At 64.2% G+C, this 15,682-nt stretch carries 14 protein-coding genes; 10 read left to right on the forward strand and 4 right to left on the reverse strand.

Going from position 1 to position 15,682, the window contains the following annotated elements; genetic code table 11:
* The first annotated feature begins 66 nt into the window (after nt 1-66).
* Nucleotides 67-285: a hypothetical protein gene (locus EPN33_07955; protein ID TAN22452.1), complete on the forward strand. Its 219-nt coding sequence runs from the start codon at nt 67-69 to the stop codon at nt 283-285.
* Nucleotides 286-360: 75 nt separating this feature from the next.
* On the opposite strand, the gene pnp is transcribed toward EPN33_07955, so the two are convergent.
* From pnp to EPN33_07970, 3 genes are all read right to left on the reverse strand, one after another.
* The gene (gene pnp, locus EPN33_07960; protein TAN22453.1) at nt 361-2,610 is read right to left on the reverse strand and encodes a polyribonucleotide nucleotidyltransferase; all 2,250 of its coding nucleotides are present in this window, start codon (nt 2,608-2,610) and stop codon (nt 361-363) included.
* Between the two features lie 57 nt (nt 2,611-2,667).
* Nucleotides 2,668-2,937: a 30S ribosomal protein S15 gene (locus EPN33_07965; GenBank protein ID TAN22454.1), complete on the reverse strand. Its 270-nt coding sequence runs from the start codon at nt 2,935-2,937 to the stop codon at nt 2,668-2,670.
* Between the two features lie 628 nt (nt 2,938-3,565).
* Nucleotides 3,566-5,176, reverse strand: coding sequence for a PDZ domain-containing protein (locus tag EPN33_07970; protein ID TAN22455.1), 1,611 nt, complete (start codon nt 5,174-5,176; stop codon nt 3,566-3,568).
* A 127-nt stretch (nt 5,177-5,303) separates the two neighbouring features.
* On the opposite strand from EPN33_07970, the gene EPN33_07975 reads away from it, so the two are divergent.
* From EPN33_07975 to EPN33_08010, 8 genes are all read left to right on the forward strand, one after another.
* On the forward strand, nt 5,304-5,843 hold the full coding sequence (locus EPN33_07975; protein TAN22465.1) for a translation initiation factor IF-3: 540 nt from the start codon (nt 5,304-5,306) through the stop codon (nt 5,841-5,843).
* Between the two features lie 11 nt (nt 5,844-5,854).
* The gene (locus tag EPN33_07980) at nt 5,855-6,052 is read left to right on the forward strand and encodes a 50S ribosomal protein L35 (GenBank protein TAN22456.1); all 198 of its coding nucleotides are present in this window, start codon (nt 5,855-5,857) and stop codon (nt 6,050-6,052) included.
* A 94-nt stretch (nt 6,053-6,146) separates the two neighbouring features.
* On the forward strand, nt 6,147-6,515 hold the full coding sequence (locus EPN33_07985) for a 50S ribosomal protein L20 (protein ID TAN22457.1): 369 nt from the start codon (nt 6,147-6,149) through the stop codon (nt 6,513-6,515).
* An 87-nt stretch (nt 6,516-6,602) separates the two neighbouring features.
* On the forward strand, nt 6,603-7,610 hold the full coding sequence (locus EPN33_07990) for a phenylalanine--tRNA ligase subunit alpha (GenBank protein TAN22466.1): 1,008 nt from the start codon (nt 6,603-6,605) through the stop codon (nt 7,608-7,610).
* Nucleotides 7,611-7,623: 13 nt separating this feature from the next.
* Complete coding sequence (locus tag EPN33_07995) at nt 7,624-9,765, forward strand: phenylalanine--tRNA ligase subunit beta (GenBank protein ID TAN22458.1); 2,142 nt, start codon at nt 7,624-7,626, stop codon at nt 9,763-9,765.
* A gap of 825 nt (nt 9,766-10,590) precedes the next feature.
* On the forward strand, nt 10,591-11,811 hold the full coding sequence (locus tag EPN33_08000; protein ID TAN22459.1) for a hypothetical protein: 1,221 nt from the start codon (nt 10,591-10,593) through the stop codon (nt 11,809-11,811).
* Nucleotides 11,812-11,929: 118 nt separating this feature from the next.
* Entirely contained in the window at nt 11,930-13,033 is a 1,104-nt protein-coding gene (locus EPN33_08005) for an HD domain-containing protein (GenBank protein TAN22460.1), read from the forward strand.
* Nucleotides 13,005-13,409, forward strand: coding sequence for a BlaI/MecI/CopY family transcriptional regulator (locus EPN33_08010; protein TAN22461.1), 405 nt, complete (start codon nt 13,005-13,007; stop codon nt 13,407-13,409). Before EPN33_08005 ends, EPN33_08010 begins: the two co-directional genes overlap by 29 nt.
* On the opposite strand, the gene EPN33_08015 is transcribed toward EPN33_08010, so the two are convergent.
* Nucleotides 13,406-13,846 (reverse strand): hypothetical protein, encoded by a 441-nt coding sequence (locus EPN33_08015; GenBank protein TAN22462.1) that lies wholly within the window; start codon nt 13,844-13,846, stop codon nt 13,406-13,408. The two genes, EPN33_08010 and EPN33_08015, sit on opposite strands and share 4 nt — an antisense overlap.
* A gap of 95 nt (nt 13,847-13,941) precedes the next feature.
* On the opposite strand from EPN33_08015, the gene lnt reads away from it, so the two are divergent.
* Entirely contained in the window at nt 13,942-15,594 is a 1,653-nt protein-coding gene (gene lnt, locus EPN33_08020) for an apolipoprotein N-acyltransferase (GenBank protein ID TAN22463.1), read from the forward strand.
* The last annotated feature ends 88 nt before the right edge of the window (nt 15,595-15,682 follow it).

Raw genomic sequence — 15,682 nt, forward strand, 5'->3', positions numbered from 1 at the left:
GTACGCAACGAAGGCTACCTGACCCGCACCGACTTCAACGCCTGGCTCCGCACCGGCCTCGGCCGCTTGGCCTTTATCAGCAAGCACTTCGATGTCGCCGAACGCTGGTACGGCGAAGTCGCCTCCAACGGCTCCCAGTTCGCCCCCGAAGCCACCTACTGGCGCTCGGTCTCCAAATATAGCGCCACCCACGACTCCAGCTTCCTCGCCCAGGTCGAACAGGAGCTCCGCCAGAAATTCCCCGCCAGCCTCTGGACCGAAAAAGCCGCCCCCTGGCGCCACTAGGATGCAAAAAGTCGAGCACGGCTCCAGCAGGCGCCGTGCTCGACTGATCACTGACGACTGATAACTGAGAACTCGTTACCTCCGGTCGCGTCCACCCCGTCCGCCGCGGAACCCTCCCCGCCGCGGACCACGGTCATCGCCATTGCCGTGCTCCCGCCGTGGCGGCCGCTCGTGCTCGTCGCCATCGCTTGCTTCCGAGCCCGGCGGAGGCGGCGGCAGCGGCAGTCCCAGCTTCTCGCGCTGCTCCTTGAGCACCGACTTGCGGCTCAGCTTCACCTTGTTGCCTTCAATGTTGATGCAGCGCACCAGGATCTGATCGCCCTCGTGCAGCTCATCCTCCACCGCGCGCACCCGGTATTCGGCGATCTCGCTGATATGCAGCAAGCCATCGGTCCCGGGGAAAATCTCGACAAACGCGCCAAAATCGACGATGCGCACCACCTTGCCCAGATAGGTCTTCCCGATCTCGGCGCTCGCCGTCACATCGCTCACCATCTGCAGCGCCTTGGCGCCGGCGTTCCCGTCCACCGCGGCGATATTCACCGTGCCGTCGTCTTCGACGTCGATCTTCGCGCCCGTGGCTTCCACAATCGAGCGGATCATCTTCCCGCCCGGCCCGATCAGGTCGCGGATCTTGTCCACCGGAATCTTGATCGTCGTGATCTGCGGCGCATACACCGACCGCGTCCCGCGCGGCTCGGCAATCGTCTCCGCCATCTTGTCCAGCAAAAACAGCCGCGCCGTCCGTGCCTGCGCCAGTGCCTCGCGCATCAGCGCCGGGGTGACGCCGGTGATCTTGATGTCCATCTGCAGCGCGGTAATGCCCTCGCGCGTGCCGGCGACTTTGAAATCCATATCGCCGTAATGATCTTCCGCACCCGCAATGTCGGTCAGGATGGCGTACTTCTCGCCCTCCTTCACCAGCCCCATGGCGATACCCGCCACCGGAGCCTTCATCGGCACCCCCGCATCGGCCAGCGCCAGCGATGCCCCGCACACCGTCGCCTGCGAGCTCGAGCCGTTCGACTCCATAATGTCGCTCACCACGCGAATGGTGTAGTTGAACGTGCCGTCTTCGGGCAACTGCGACAACTGGCTGCGCTCCGCCAGCGCTCCGTGCCCGATCTCGCGCCGCCCCGGCCCGCGCATGAACCCGACTTCGCCCACCGAAAACGGCGGGAAGTTGTAGTTCAACATGAAGCGCTTGAAGCCTTCGCCCTCGATCGTTTCAATGCGCTGTTGGTCTTCCTTCGTCCCCAGCGTCACCGTCACCAGCGCCTGCGTCTCGCCGCGCGTAAATAGCGCCGAACCGTGCGTGCGCGGCAACAGGCCGACTTCGCACGATACCGCCCGGATCTCGTCGAACTTGCGCGCATCCGGCCGCCGCCGCTTCTCCAGCAAGGCCTCGCGGAAAATCCGCTCCCGCATCAGCTCGAAATACTTCTTCGTCTTCAGCTTGAGCGCCGCATCCTCGGCCGCAACCGCCGCCTGTGCTTCGGCCTCGACCGCACGGGCGAGGTTGCCGCTTTCCGCCTTCGGATGCGCCTGGGTGTCGAGCGCCTCGGTCAGCCGTGCCCCGTAGGTGCCAAAGAGCTGCTTGTAGAACGCCTCGTCGGTCTCCACGGGCGCCACTTCGCGCTTGGGCGCGCCCGCTTCCTTGCGCAACTGCTCGATGCCCGCCAGAATCTTTTTGATCTGCTCGTGCCCGAACTCAATCGCCCCGACAACGACTTCTTCCGAAACCACCTGCGCCCCGGCTTCCACCATCGAAATGCCTTCCGCCGTGCCCGCCACCACAATATTCAACTGGCTGGCGCGCATCTCCGCATAGGTCGGATTGCAGACGTAATTGCCCTCCACATAGCCCACCCGCACTCCCGCCAGCGCGTGCGGAAAGGGAATATCACTCACATGTAGCGCCGCACCGGCGCCGGTCAGCGCCAGCACATCGGGGTCGTTGTCCTGATCGGCCGACATCACTAGCGCAATCACCTGCGTCTCATTCCGGAAGCCGTCGGCAAATAGCGGCCGGATGGGCCGGTCAATCTGTCGGCTGGTCAGAACCTCTTTTTCCGTCGGGCGCCCTTCGCGCTTGATATAGCCGCCGGGAAAACGTCCCGAAGCATACGTATATTCGCGGTAATCCACCGTCAGCGGGAAAAAGTCAATCCCCTCGCGCGGCTGATGCGCGCTCGTCGCGGTGGCCAGCACAATGCTGTCGCCCAGGCGCACCGTCACGGCGCCGCCCGCCTGCTTGGCGATCTTTCCGGTTTCGAGGGTAAGAGATTTTCCCCCGGCTAATTCAACACTGACTCGCGATGGCATGAAATTTAGACACTTTCTGGGCGCACGCCCGGATGGTGGGAAGAAGACCGGACGCGCCTACTTGCGCAGGCCCAGCTTGTGGATCAATTCCCGGTAGCGGTCCGGATGCTCGTGCTTGAGATAGTCGAGCAGACGCCGGCGCTTGCCCACCAGCAGCAACAGACCCCGCCGCGAATGGTGATCCTTCGCGTGCGTCTTGAAATGCTCGGTGAGATACGTGATGCGGTCGGTGAGGAGGGCTACCTGAACTTCCGGCGATCCGGTATCGGTGGGATGAATGCGGTAGGTTCCAACCAGTTGCTGTTTGGCTTCAGATGTGGTCGCCATGCGTGAGGCGGGGCTCCTGTTCTTCTCTCGTTTCCTTTGGAAGTCAATACTTTACCACACTTTTCCCCTTTCCCGTAGCGCCGCTATTTCCAATAAAATCCCGAAATGAAGAAGCCCGCGGAGTCATCCTCCTCACGCTCGGATTCATAGCGTGGGTCCCATCCTCAACTCCTCCCGCGGCAGCTTGGAGGAGCCCTGAGCGTCAGCAGGCGGACCCTGCCGGGAATCGAAGCCCGCACTCCAAGCGACCAACGGGAGCGACCAGGGCAAAAAGCGGCGAGCCACCCCTTTCTCTACGTCAACGCCCCCGATTCGCCCCGTCCGCCTCCAGCGCGAATCCATCTCCCTCGATCAGCCCCTTGACCCCACCCTCTTCCGCCAGCCAAGTCCGCGGCTCTCCCTCTCGCGCCTCACGCTCACCACCGGCCAGCACCACTCCGACCGCCGTCATGAGCCGCTCCCAGTCTGCGGCTTCGTCGCGCAGCTTCCGCTCTCAGCAGCCCCCGCCGCTCCCGCCGGTACAGCGCCGGATACAGCACCCCGGTTGAATCCGCAACGCCATCGACACCCCTCCCGCTTCTACCTATACCCCCCGATTCCCTTTTCCCTTTTCCCTCTTCCCTGCCGCTCACCGCCCTCCTCCAGGCCCTCCGCTGCCGCCTGCCGGCTCCGGGTGAATGAGCACGTACGTCCCTCCCGCCTGCAACGACCCCGACCGCCCAATGTAGACCCGCAGCAGCACCGCCTGGTCCGGCGGCAGCTTCTCCAACTCGTTCATCACCGCTTCCGCGGTCGCGGTGGGCACGCGGTTGACGCTGGTGATCACCTCACCCGGTATGATCTGCGCGGTGTTATACGCCGGCCCGCCCGGCACCACGCCCGTGATCAGTGCGCCCTGAATATTCGGAGGAATCTGATGCTGCTCGCGGTCCTGCGCCGTCAGCGTCTGCAGCCGCACCCCCAGATGCGCGCCCTTCGCCGGCTGCGCCGACGTTCCGTTTTGCGCCGTTCGGCTTTCCGCCCCCGGCGGATTGCCCAGCCTCGCCTCCAGCGTCATCGGCCGCCCATTGCGCAAAATCCCCAGCTTCACCTTCGTCCCCGGAGGCGCACCTTCCGTCAACAGTTGCAGTTCGGTCGAGCTATCCACCGGCTGGCCACTGAACTTCACGATCACGTCGCCATTCTTCAGCCCGGCGTTGGCGCCCGGGTCGCCTGCGGTCACATCCGTCACCAGTGCCCCCTGCGTCGTCGGCGGCACGTGGAAAAACGACGAAAGCTCCGGCGTCACATCCTCAATCGAAATTCCCAGGAATCCCCGTACCACCTTGCCGTTCTTGATCAGGTCTTCGGTCACCTGCCGCGCAATCCGGCTCGGAATCGCAAACGACTCCCCGCTGAAGCTGCCGGTTGAGGTGAAGATGAACGAGTTCACCCCCACCACCTGCCCCAGCACATTCACCAGCGGCCCGCCCGAGTTGCCGGGATTAATGGCGGCATCGGTCTGGATGTAATCCGACGGCTGCCGCAAGTTACTGATGGCCGCCGCCGGACGGCGGCCAATCCCGCTGACAATGCCGTGCGTCATGGTGAAGTTGAGCTGAAACGGATTGCCAAACGCAAACACCGGATCCCCCTGCTTCAGCGCCTTCGAGTCGCCCCAGGGCAGATTCGACAATCCCGTCGCCTCAATCTTGATGACCGCCAGATCGGTCAGCTCATCCATGCCCACGATTCTGGCCTTGAATTCGCGCCGGTCGGTCAGCGTCACGCGAATGTTCGTCGCCCCTTTAACCACGTGGTTATTGGTCACGATGTAGCCATCGGGCGAAATGATAATTCCGCTGCCCAGCCCCTGCTCAAACCGCGGCCGGCGCTGCGGAAACTGCCGCCCAAACTGTCCGAAGAACTGCGACAGCGGGTTGTTGGGCGAAAGCTCGCCGCCTTCCCCGCCCATCTCATCCCCTTCGCCCGCATTGCGTGCGGTCACGTTCACCGCCACCACCGCCGGCTCAACCCGCTGGGCCAGCATCTCCTGCTCTTTGGATAGCGTGATGAGCGCAGGAACCTGCGAAGCCTGCAGCGCCGGCTCGGTCGAGCTGGTGATGCCGCCAAACTCTGGATCCTGCGTGCCCGTGTGGGCACGGTAGAAGGCCATGGCCCCCACGACGCCAACAATGACGATCAGGAGCGCGAACGTTCGGCCGCTGACGTAGAGGCCGGAAAAGCGGGACGACGGCATACAGTTTTTCCCCTACCTTGCTTCCCCATTGGATTCCCCGGCCACCTCTGGCGGCGCGGAAATTCAATACTGGCACTATGGTATACTGACCGGGTTGTGGACCAACTCCACGACACAGGAGAACCATATCCGAGACTTCCGACCGCGCCGCGCACCCGAACCCCGAACCCGCATTAATGAACGCATCCGCTCCCGCGAAGTGCGCGTCATCGATGAAGCCGGCACTCAGTTGGGCGTGATGGCGCCCCAGGAAGCCTTGACCATGGCGCGCCAGCGCACCCTCGATCTGGTCGAAGTTGCTCCCGCCGCCAACCCTCCCGTTTGCCGGATCATGGACTTCGGCAAATATCAGTACCAGATGGAGAAGAAGGCGCGCGAGGCGCGCAAGAATCAGAAAAACGTCGTCATCAAAGAAGTGAAGTTCCGCCCCAACACCGACGATCACGACTATGACTTCAAGAAAAACAACGTCCTCCGCTTCCTCGAAGAGGGCGACAAGGTGAAGGCGGTGGTCCAGTTCCGCGGGCGCGAAATCACCCACAAGGAAATCGGCTTTCAGCTCATTCAGAAGCTGCTGCGGGAAGTCGCCCCCCAAGCCATCGTTGAATTTCATCCTCGCATGGAAGGCAACGCCCTCACCGCCATCCTCTCGCCCAAAAAAGCTTAAGATTTATCTCTATGCCCAAACTTAAGACTCATCGCGGCGCCGCCAAACGCTTCCGTTCCACCGGTACGGGCAAAATCGTGCGCGGTCACTCCGGCGCGCGCCACATCCTCACCAGCAAGGAGCGCAAGCGCAAGCGCAAGCTCGATCAGGACACCCTGATCGATAAGGCGGATCAGCGCCGTGTACGGCGCATGATCCCGTACAAGTAAGCAACACCGGGCCCTCGACTTCGGTCGGGGTGAGCTCAACCCGCTGAACGGCTCTCATCGTGCCAGAGGCGGGAAATTCAAAGGAGATTAAACGATGCCTCGAGTTAAACGCGGGACCAAACGGCGCGACAAGCGCAAAAAACTTCTCGGCCTCACCAAAGGCTACTTCCTCACCAAGAGCAAGCTCTACCGCTCCGCCAAAGAGGCCAGCCAGCGCGCCCTCAAGTTCGCCTACAGCGGCCGCAAGCAGCGCAAGCGCCAGTATCGTGAGCTCTGGATCGTGCGCATTAACGCCGCTGCCCGCCAGAACGAGATCACCTACAGTCAGCTCATGCACGGCCTGCAGCTCGCCGGCGTCGAGCTCGACCGCAAGATCCTGGCCGACATCGCCTTCCACGACCCCGCCGGCTTCACGCAAATCGTCCAGCAAGCCAAAACGGCGCTGGCCAGCCCGGCCGCGTAAGCCGTGAAAACCGAAGCCGAGCTCGCGGTCCTGGCATCAACGCCATGGGCTGAGCTGAAGCTGTCGACCGACGCCGACCTCGAGCGCATGCTCGCCGACTTCCACGCTGCGCTCGCGCACGCCTCCGACCGCGATGCCTGGCTCTCGCGCAAGCGCGGCCTCATCACCCTCCTCAACGACAACTGGCTCCGCCCCGCTCCCAAAGAATTCAAACGCTCCCTGGGCGCGCGCCTCAACGCCCTCCGCCACGCAACGGAAGTGCACTTTGCCGCTGCCGTCGCCAAAGGCGACGGCACCCTGCGTAGCGCGCAGCGCGAAGCACGGCCCCCTGAAGTCGATGTAACCCTCCCGCCTCCGGACTTCCGCGCTGCCGGGGCGCATCCGGTTTTGCAGGTCCGCGACGAAATCGTCGACATCTTCCTCCGCCTCGGCTACAGCGTCGCCGATGGCCCCGAAATCGAGACGGCTTATTACAACTTCGAAGCCTTGAACATCCCCGCTGGCCACCCCGCCCGCGAAGAGCAAGACACGCTGTACCTCGATATCCCCGGCGGCGAATATCTGCTCCGCACCCACACCTCGCCCGTGCAAATTCATTGCATGGAGCGCCAGCGCCCACCGCTGCGCGTCATCGTCCCCGGCAAGGTCTACCGCCGCGATGCCCCCGACGCCTCGCATTCGCCCAACTTCCAGCAGATCGAAGGTCTCGCCGTCGATGAAGACCTTACCCTCGGCGATCTCAAAGGCACGCTCGAGCGTTTCGCCCAGGAATTCTTCGGCTCCGGCACATCGATCGCCACCCGCCTCCGCCCCTCTTATTTCCAGTTCACCGAACCCAGCGCCGAGCTCGACGTCGCCTGCATCTTCTGCCACGGCGCCGGCTGCCGCACCTGCAAGCAGACCGGCTGGATCGAAGTCCTCGGCTGCGGCATGGTCGATCCCGCCGTCTTCGGCAACGTCGGCTACGATCCCGAGCGTTACAGCGGCTTCGCCTTCGGCATGGGCATCGAGCGCCTCGCCATGCTCCGCTACGGCATCGACGACATCCAGCGCTTCTACAGCGGCGACATCCGCTTCCTGGAGCAATTCCGATGAAGGTCCAGTTCCGATGAAGGTCCTCCTGAGCTGGCTCCGCGACTTCGTCCCCATCGACATGCCCGCCACCGAGCTGGCGAGCAAGCTCTCCCTCGCCGGCCAAGCCGTCGATACCGTCGAGCCACTCGCCGGCGATGCGCAGCGCCAGGCCGGGGCTGTGGGTCCCCGGCCTGGCGCGAGCAAAAGCGGGGCGCGCGGCGTAGCCGCGCTGGGGCCCGCGCCATGCAATGATGCGCTGCTGGATCTCGACCTCACCTCCAACCGTCCCGATTGCCTCAGCCATTACGGCCTCGCCCGTGAAATCGCCGCCATCACCGGCCAGCCTCTCACACCCCTTGAAGACGACGAGCAGCGCAGCGCCGGCTTGGGGCACAGGGGCCCCCAAGCTGGCGCGAGCATAAGCGGGACGCGCGGCGAAGCCGCGCTGGGGCCCGCGCCAATCATCGAAGCTCCCGAGGCTTGCGGCATCTACTGCGCCCTGCGCCTCGAAAACGTCCACGTCTGCCCCGCGCCCGAGCCAGTAACCGCCCGCCTGCAATCGCTCGGCCAGCGCTCCATCAACAACATTGCCGACGCCACCAACTACACCCTCTGGGAAATGGGCCATCCCACCCACGCCTTCGACTACGACACCCTCGAAGGCGGCGAAATTCGCGTCCGCTGGGCGCGGCCGGGCGAAACCCTCACCACCCTCGACGGCGTCACGCGCACGCTCTCGTCCGAAGACCTGGTCATTGCCGACAGAAATCGCCCCATCGCCCTCGCCGGCATCATGGGCGGCCTCGATTCCTCGATCACCCCGAAAACCAAGCGCGTCTTATTAGAAGCCGCCTGGTTCGATCCTCTCACCGTCCGCAAAACCGCCCGCCGCCACGGCCTGCACACCGAAGCCAGCCATCGTTTCGAGCGCGGCGCCGATCCGCAAGCCCCCACCCTCGCCGCCGAGCGCATCGCCTGCCTCCTCGGCGACGCTGTCGCCCCCAACTCCGAAGGTATTCGCACCGCCCTCGGCAACCTGCCGCAGCGCCCAACCATTCGCCTCCGCCCCGCCCAAATCACCCGCATCCTGGGCAAGTCCATCGAAGCCGCCGAATGCCAGCGCCTCCTGCTGGCCCTCGGCTGCGAATTAGTCTCCAGCAACGAAGACGTTGGGGCAGCCGACCGTAGGGAGGCGCGGGGCGAAGCCCTGGCTAAAGGCGGCGCGAGCCGCTGGTTAGCGCCCTCTTGGCGTCCCGATCTCACCCGCGAAATCGACCTCATTGAAGAGCTCGCCCGCCTCCACGGCTACGACCGCTTCCCTTCCCGCCTGCCCAAGTTCCAGGGCATGCCGCAGCCCTTGCCCGAAGCCGCCCTGCGCGACCGCGTCCGCCAGCAGCTCCGCGGCCGCGGCTTCGCCGAAGCCATCTCCCTCAGCTTCGCCTCCGAAGCCGAATGCCGCGCCTTCGCCCCCGACCGCCAACCCGTGCGCGTCACCAACCCCCTCAGCGAAGAAGCCGCCATCCTCCGCACTTCGAGCTTCCCGTCGATGCTGCGCCTGCTCCAGTACAATGCTCATCGCGGCAACAACGCCCGCCTCTACGAAATCGGCAAGCTCTACGAGCTCGGCCCGGACGGCAAACCCCGCGAACGCCACATCCTCACCTTGGGCGCCTGCGACGCTGCTCTCGATCGCCGTAGCTTCCGCGGCGAAATCGAAGCCGTGCTGGCCGCCTTCGCCTTGCCCGCCCCGGCCGCCGAGGGCACCGTCCGATTCCAACGTCTGCATGCCGAAGCAGCCGCGAAATGGAAGCTCCCCGAAAGCACCTGGCTAGCCGAACTCGACCTTGCCGCCTGCTACGCCGCCGGCCCGCGCCCCATTCACTTCACCCCGCCGCCGCGCTTCCCCGCGAGCGACCGCGACTTCTCCTTCCTCTTCGCCGACGCCATTACCTGGCGCCAGGTCGAAGACGCCCTCACCAACCCGCCCATCCCTCTGCTCATCTCGCTCGCCCCCGCCGAAGTCTTCCGCGGCGGCAAGCTCCCTCCAGGCCACTACAGCCTCCTCCTCCGCGCCCGCTTCCAAAGCCCCGACCGCACCCTCCGCGACGACGAAGTCCAATCCGCCTCCGCCGAAATCACCGCCCGCCTCCATTCCCTCGGCGGCCAGCAGCGATAAGCCAAGCTCGTTTCCCGAAAGCGAACAGCCACCCCACATCTGGGGCGTATTTTCCCCTGCCCCCGGCAGGCATTCTCGATGCGGCCGGGGTATTTCCATGCAGCACTCGAGCCTTAACACGCTTTGTTCGAACGCTGTTTACGGCCCGCAATGATCGGCGTTCCGCCAAGGCCCAAGCTCCTCGCCGCCACCTTTGCCGCGCTTTGCTGCGGCTTCGGGTGGGCTGCTTGGCTCACATTTACCCGGCCCCCGCTCCGCGTCTCAGGATGGATTGCGCTTGCATCGATTGCGGCAGCCGCCGAGGTTCTTGCGTTGATCCGAGGGCCGGGGACCAAGCTCGAGAAAATCGGGCTTGCTGCCGCAGCCGCCGCCCTTGGCGTCACGGCCGCCGAGTACGCCGCCACTGCTTTTGCGGAGCCGGCTCGCGTCTTAGAAGGCTCGCTATGCGTTCTGGCGGCGGCCCTATTTGCTCTTGCGGCCGGGCAGCGGCTACGCACCGCCCGACCCCGGCGCTTCAGCGAATAATGCGAGCGCGCCTGCGCTGGAACATCTTTTTCGCTCAACGTTTTGCCCGCAACCTTGAGGGAGGGCCGAGCAGAACGGCTTTCCCGGCGATGGCTTCAGGGAAGCACGGCACCGGCTAAAGCAGTTCCAGACTAGCTATGGCCTGGGCGACCGCGCGTCTGCGGCGTTGACATCAGGAAACGCCGCTCGTTCTACCCCGGAGCGGGTTACACCAAGTCTGGAACTGCTTTAGCTAGGGCTCCGCCTCACACGCAGCCACGCCCGGGTGCAGCAACGCTAAAACTGCTCTAAAATGTCCCTATGATGCGCAGGCTGTCTGTAACCCTCGGCGTCGCGCTGCTGGCTGCTACCCTGTCCCTCGCCCAGTCGCCCAAAAAGAAGCACAAGAAGCCGGCCAAGCCGCCCGCCCCGGCCACCGTCTCCCTCGCCGAGGGACTGCCCAAACCCGAGCCGCCGCCGCCGCACACCACCATCGTCGAGCAGATCGTGGCGCGCGTGAACGACAAGATCATCGACACCACCGACTACAACTCCGCCCGCAAGGACCTCAAGGCCAGCCTCGATCAGGCCGCCCAGCAGAATGGCACCACCGTCTCCCCCGTTGATCTCGCCAAGCAGGATAAAGATCTGCTGGCCCAGATGATCAACAACCAGCTCCTCATCCAGCGTGCCCAGGACCTGGGCCTCAGCGCCGAAACCCAGACCATCCTCCAGCTCGACAAAATCCGCAAAGACAACCACCTCGCCACTATGGAAGACCTGCAAAAAGCGGTCGAAGCCCAGGGCGAAAACTACCAGGATTACGAGCAGTCGATCAAAAGCGGCATCCTCGAGCAAATGGTCATCGAGCAGGATGTGGCGCCCCGCATCTCTGCCCCCGCACCCGCTGAAATCAAGGCGTACTACGACGCCCACAAGACCAGCTTCGTCACCCCCGACGAAGTCCGCCTCAGCGAAATTCTGGTCAAGACCGACGGCAAAACTCCCGAGGAGCAGAAACGGCTGCAGTCGCTCGCCGACCAAATCCAGCAGCGCGCCGGGCGCGGCGAAGATTTCAGCAAGCTGGCCCAGCGTTACTCAAACGCTCCATCCGCCTCCGCCGGCGGCGACATCGGCTTCGAGCAGCGCAACCAACTGCAGGACAGCCTGGCCAAAGTTCTGTTCGCCTTGCCCATGAACGGCGTCACTCCGGTCGAGAAAACCAGCAGCGGCTACCTCATCCTGCAGGTCACCGACCGCCACAGCGCCGGCCAGGAAACCCTGCAGGAGGCTTCCGCGAAGATTTCGCAATTCCTCTATCAGCGCAAGCTCCAGCCTGAGTTGAAGTCCTACATGCAGAAGCTGCGCCAGGACGCCTACATCACCGTTGCCCCCGGCTACGTCGACCTGGGCGCCTCCGCCGACAACGCCGGCCCCGACCTCACCAAGTTCTACCGCGTGCTGCCCAGCGATCTGCCCAAGCCCACCGATAAGGACAAGAGCAAGAACGGCGGCTTCAACATGGGCGGCGGTGGAATCTAGTGTCCTGAGTCAGAAATGCATCGAAACCATCAGACCTGTGGCATGCGACTTTTCCCCAAGAAAAGTCGCACGTACCGTCCCGAAGATTCACAGCTTTCCTCTGACTCAGGACACTAGCATGCCCGAGCCGGTCAAGACAGAATTCATCGCCGACCTCAAGCCCGACACCACCGTCACCAGCGTTTTTCTGGTCCTGGCCAAGGAGGTCAAGCGCAAAAAAGACGATGAGCCTTATCTTGACCTCACTTTGGGCGACCGCACCGGCCAGGTCAAGGCCGTGATGTGGGACGGCGTCGCCGCCCTCCAGTCCTCCTTCGAGCGCGACGATTTCATCAAGATCCGCGCCCAGGTGAACGTCTACCGTGACAAGCTGCAGTTGAAGCTCGAACGCCTGCGCAAGCTCGAAGAAGCCGAAGTCAATCTCGCCGATTTTCTCCCCACCACCAAGGCCGATGTTGCCGCCATGTGGATCGAACTCGAGCAGCGCATCGCCCGCATCGGCAACCCCCATCTGCGCGCCTTGCTCGAGGCGATTTTCGGCGACCCCGATATCGCTGCCCGCTTTCGCCGCGCCCCCGCCGCCAAAGCCCTGCACCATGCCTTTCTTGGCGGTCTGCTCGAACACGTAACCTCGCTCTGCCGTCTCGCCGAAGCCGTCATGCGCAATTATCCCTGGGTCAACGCCGACTTGGTGATCACCGGCGTACTCCTCCACGATCTCGGCAAAATCGACGAGCTCAACTACGAGCGCAGCTTCAGCTACTCCACTCCCGGCCAACTCCTCGGCCACATGATCCTGGTGCTGCGCATCCTGCACGACAGGCTGCGCGCGCTGCCCGATTTCCCTCCCTCGCTCGCCGCCTTGGTCGAACACCTCATCATCAGCCATCACGGCAAGTACGAGTTCGGCTCGCCCAAGCTGCCCATGTTCCCCGAAGCGCTGTTGCTGCACCAACTGGACGACATGGACTCCAAGATGCAAGCCATGAAGTCCCAGCTCGAGGATGAGCCCAACCCCTCCGGCGGCGAATGGACCGGCTACAACCGCTCGCTCGATCGCACCCTCCTCCGCCTTAGCGAATACTGGAACCCTGATGAGCGCAGCGCCGGGTTGGGGCCACGGGGCCCCCAACCCGGCGCGAGCATAAGCGGGACGCGCGGTGAAGCCGCGCTGGGGCCCGCGCCAAAAAACGATGCCACCAAGAGCGCGACGCACGGGTAACGAGCTCCCACAGTTGGAGCTCGAATGCCTCGCCGCCCTCTGGACGATGGCCGAGGCTCCGGTCGCCGCCGTGCATCAGCATTTAGCCGATCAGGGCCGCCCGCTAGCTTACACCACCGTCCTCACTGTCCTCGACCGCCTGCGCCGCAAACAAGTCGTCACCCGCGAGCGTCACGGCCGCGCCTTCATTTACCGTCCGCTGGTCAGCCGCGAGCAAATGCGCGCCCGCGCCCTCGAGCGCTTGGTCCGCAACTACTTCGCCTCCCGCGCCGAGCTCGAAGCCTGGCTGCGCGACGGCCACACTCCGCCGTCGCCTCCGCAAGCCCAGCCAGCGGAAGCGCCGGCAGAATTAACCGAGCCGCTCTTTATCGACTAAGCTGCCACCGACGATGCCACTGCCGGCTTGCTCGTGCCCGTTCCCGCCAGCGCCGCCGCGGCAATGCCCGCCACCACGAAGCTGACCAGATCCACGATGATGAACTCCACCGTCGGCACGATGCGGATCGGCAGCGTCGCCATGGCCGCCAGATTAAACGTCACGCTCGCCAGCAGCGTCAGCCACAACCCAAAGCGAATGCCTTCGCCAATCCCGCTGCCGCGATACCCCTGCAAAAACACATAGGTGTACGCCAGTCCCCCAACAATGGCGATCACCACAAACAGAATGTACGCCTCCGTATTCGGCGTCGCGCGCCAGGGCATCAGCTCACTGGTGGCGAGCGTGCCCCGCATCAGCCAGTGCCCCGCGCCTTCCAGTACAAATAAGATCACTGCCGTGACGATCCAGATTTTCCCAAACGGTATTCCTTTCATGCAAATTCCCCCCGTGGCCCGGTAGGGCCGGAACAACGGATGTAGTTTGCGCCCACCACAAGGTAACTTGCAACTCCGCCCCCTGGTAAACCATCATGGACGGGGATCCAATGCACAGTGCCCCTGCCATCGCCGAAAGGCGACGAAGACTCTACGGCCAGCACCTCGGCTCCTTTGCGCCCGGCCTGATCGCCGCCGCCGTCTCGGGCGCCGCGCTGGCGGCCATTTTCCCTACGATCGGCTGGGATTGGATGGCCTGGTTCGCCCTCGTCCCGCTCTGGATCGTCGTCGCCCGCGCCGAAAGCCTCTGGCGCGCGCTCTGGCCCGGCTACGTCGCTGGCGTCTTCTTTTTCGCCATAAGCTGTCCCTGGATCGCCACCACGGTCCATCGCTACGGCGACCTCAGTCCCTTCATGGCCGGCATCGTCTTTGTCTGCTTCCTGCTGCTCATGGGCAGCTACCTGGCGCTCTTCGCCCTCGTCGGCTATGCCGTCACCCGCGGCATCGGCCATCGCCTCTGGCCCCTGCCTTTCGTCTGGGTCGCCGTCGAGTTGTTCCGCACCTACACGCCCATGGGCGGTTTCCCCTGGAATCTGCTGGGCGATTCGCAATACGCCCACACCGGCTTCATGATGTCGGCCACCATTGCAGGCGTCTACGGCGCCAGCTTCATCATCGCCCTCGCGAACACGCTCGTGGCCGCGCTCTGCCTCCGTTTCTGGGATGGCCGCAGTCTCACCGCGCAAGCCGCCGGCTGGAACTGGCCCACCCGCGGCGACGCCGCCCTCGGCATCGCTCTGGCGATTGTGCTCGGCTTCGCCACCCTCCCCTACCACCCCGAAGTCAGCCCCTTGCGCCCCTTGCACGCCCGCTTAGTCCAGCCCAACACCGCCCTCAACGCAAGCTGGACGAGCGCCTCGCTCCAACAGTTCCTCAACCGGCAACTCGCCCTTTCTGACCCAGCCAAATCCCCGCCCGTGGACCTGATTCTCTGGCCCGAGCAACCCGCCCCGCTCTCCTACGCCGCCGAGCCGCAATTCCAGGCGACCGCGGCTGAGCTGCTCTCCCGCACCCACGCAACCTTCCTCTTCGACGAAGTCACCTACGCCACCGGACCCAGGGGTGCCCCCGATCCCAACCAGCCCCACAACTCCGCCTTGCTCATCCGCCCCAATGGCACCACCGGCGAACGCTACGACAAAATTCACCTCGTCCCCTTCGGCGAATACGTTCCGCTGCCCGGCTGGCTGCAACGCTTTCTCGGCGCCAGCAAGCTGGTGCAGGACGTCGGCAACTTCGTGCCCGGCCACGATCTGACGTTGTTCCACCTCGGCGGCCACCGCTTCGCCTCGCTGATCTGCTACGAATCGATCTTCCCGCAGCTTGCCCGCAAGGAAACCCTCAGAGGCACCGAATGGCTGGTGAACTTATCCGATGACAGTTGGTACGGCCATTCCTCCGCCCAGGCCCAAGGCCTGATGATGGCCCGCACCCGCGCCATCGAAAACCACCGCTGGCTCCTGCGCGACACCGACAATGGCCTGACCGCGGTCATCGGTCCCTACGGCCGCGTCATGGCCGACCTCCCGCCCAACCAGTCCGCCTCCCTCGTCGCCGGCTTCCAACCCCTCACCACCCTGACCTTCTACACCCGCCACGGCGACTGGCTGGCCTATGCCTGCTGCCTGATCGTGCTTCTCCTCGCCGCCGCTGCCCTCCTCAGGCGGTTCATAGTTCATGGTTTTTAGTTCATAGTCACTGGGCCGCAAACGACCGCACCACGCGCCCCGCTACTCCCTCTCCGTCGCGTCCTCAAGCTGTAAGCTGTAAACTGTA

It is taken from the genome of Acidobacteriota bacterium (assembly GCA_004299485.1).
Lineage (GTDB): Bacteria > Acidobacteriota > Terriglobia > Terriglobales > SCQP01 > SCQP01.

What these genes read in the sequence shown, in the direction of transcription:
- pnp (TAN22453.1), bottom strand. Translation starts at nt 2,610, where the DNA reads ATGCCATCGCGAGTCAGTGTTGAATTAGCCGGGGGAAAATCTCTTACC.
- EPN33_07965 (TAN22454.1), bottom strand. Translation starts at nt 2,937, where the DNA reads ATGGCGACCACATCTGAAGCCAAACAGCAACTGGTTGGAACCTACCGC.
- EPN33_07970 (TAN22455.1), bottom strand. Translation starts at nt 5,176, where the DNA reads ATGCCGTCGTCCCGCTTTTCCGGCCTCTACGTCAGCGGCCGAACGTTC.
- EPN33_07980 (TAN22456.1), top strand. Translation starts at nt 5,855, where the DNA reads ATGCCCAAACTTAAGACTCATCGCGGCGCCGCCAAACGCTTCCGTTCC.
- EPN33_07985 (TAN22457.1), top strand. Translation starts at nt 6,147, where the DNA reads ATGCCTCGAGTTAAACGCGGGACCAAACGGCGCGACAAGCGCAAAAAA.
- EPN33_07990 (TAN22466.1), top strand. Translation starts at nt 6,603, where the DNA reads ATGCTCGCCGACTTCCACGCTGCGCTCGCGCACGCCTCCGACCGCGAT.
- EPN33_07995 (TAN22458.1), top strand. Translation starts at nt 7,624, where the DNA reads ATGAAGGTCCTCCTGAGCTGGCTCCGCGACTTCGTCCCCATCGACATG.
- EPN33_08000 (TAN22459.1), top strand. Translation starts at nt 10,591, where the DNA reads ATGATGCGCAGGCTGTCTGTAACCCTCGGCGTCGCGCTGCTGGCTGCT.
- EPN33_08005 (TAN22460.1), top strand. Translation starts at nt 11,930, where the DNA reads ATGCCCGAGCCGGTCAAGACAGAATTCATCGCCGACCTCAAGCCCGAC.
- EPN33_08010 (TAN22461.1), top strand. Translation starts at nt 13,005, where the DNA reads ATGCCACCAAGAGCGCGACGCACGGGTAACGAGCTCCCACAGTTGGAG.
- EPN33_08015 (TAN22462.1), bottom strand. Translation starts at nt 13,846, where the DNA reads ATGAAAGGAATACCGTTTGGGAAAATCTGGATCGTCACGGCAGTGATC.
- lnt (TAN22463.1), top strand. Translation starts at nt 13,942, where the DNA reads ATGGACGGGGATCCAATGCACAGTGCCCCTGCCATCGCCGAAAGGCGA.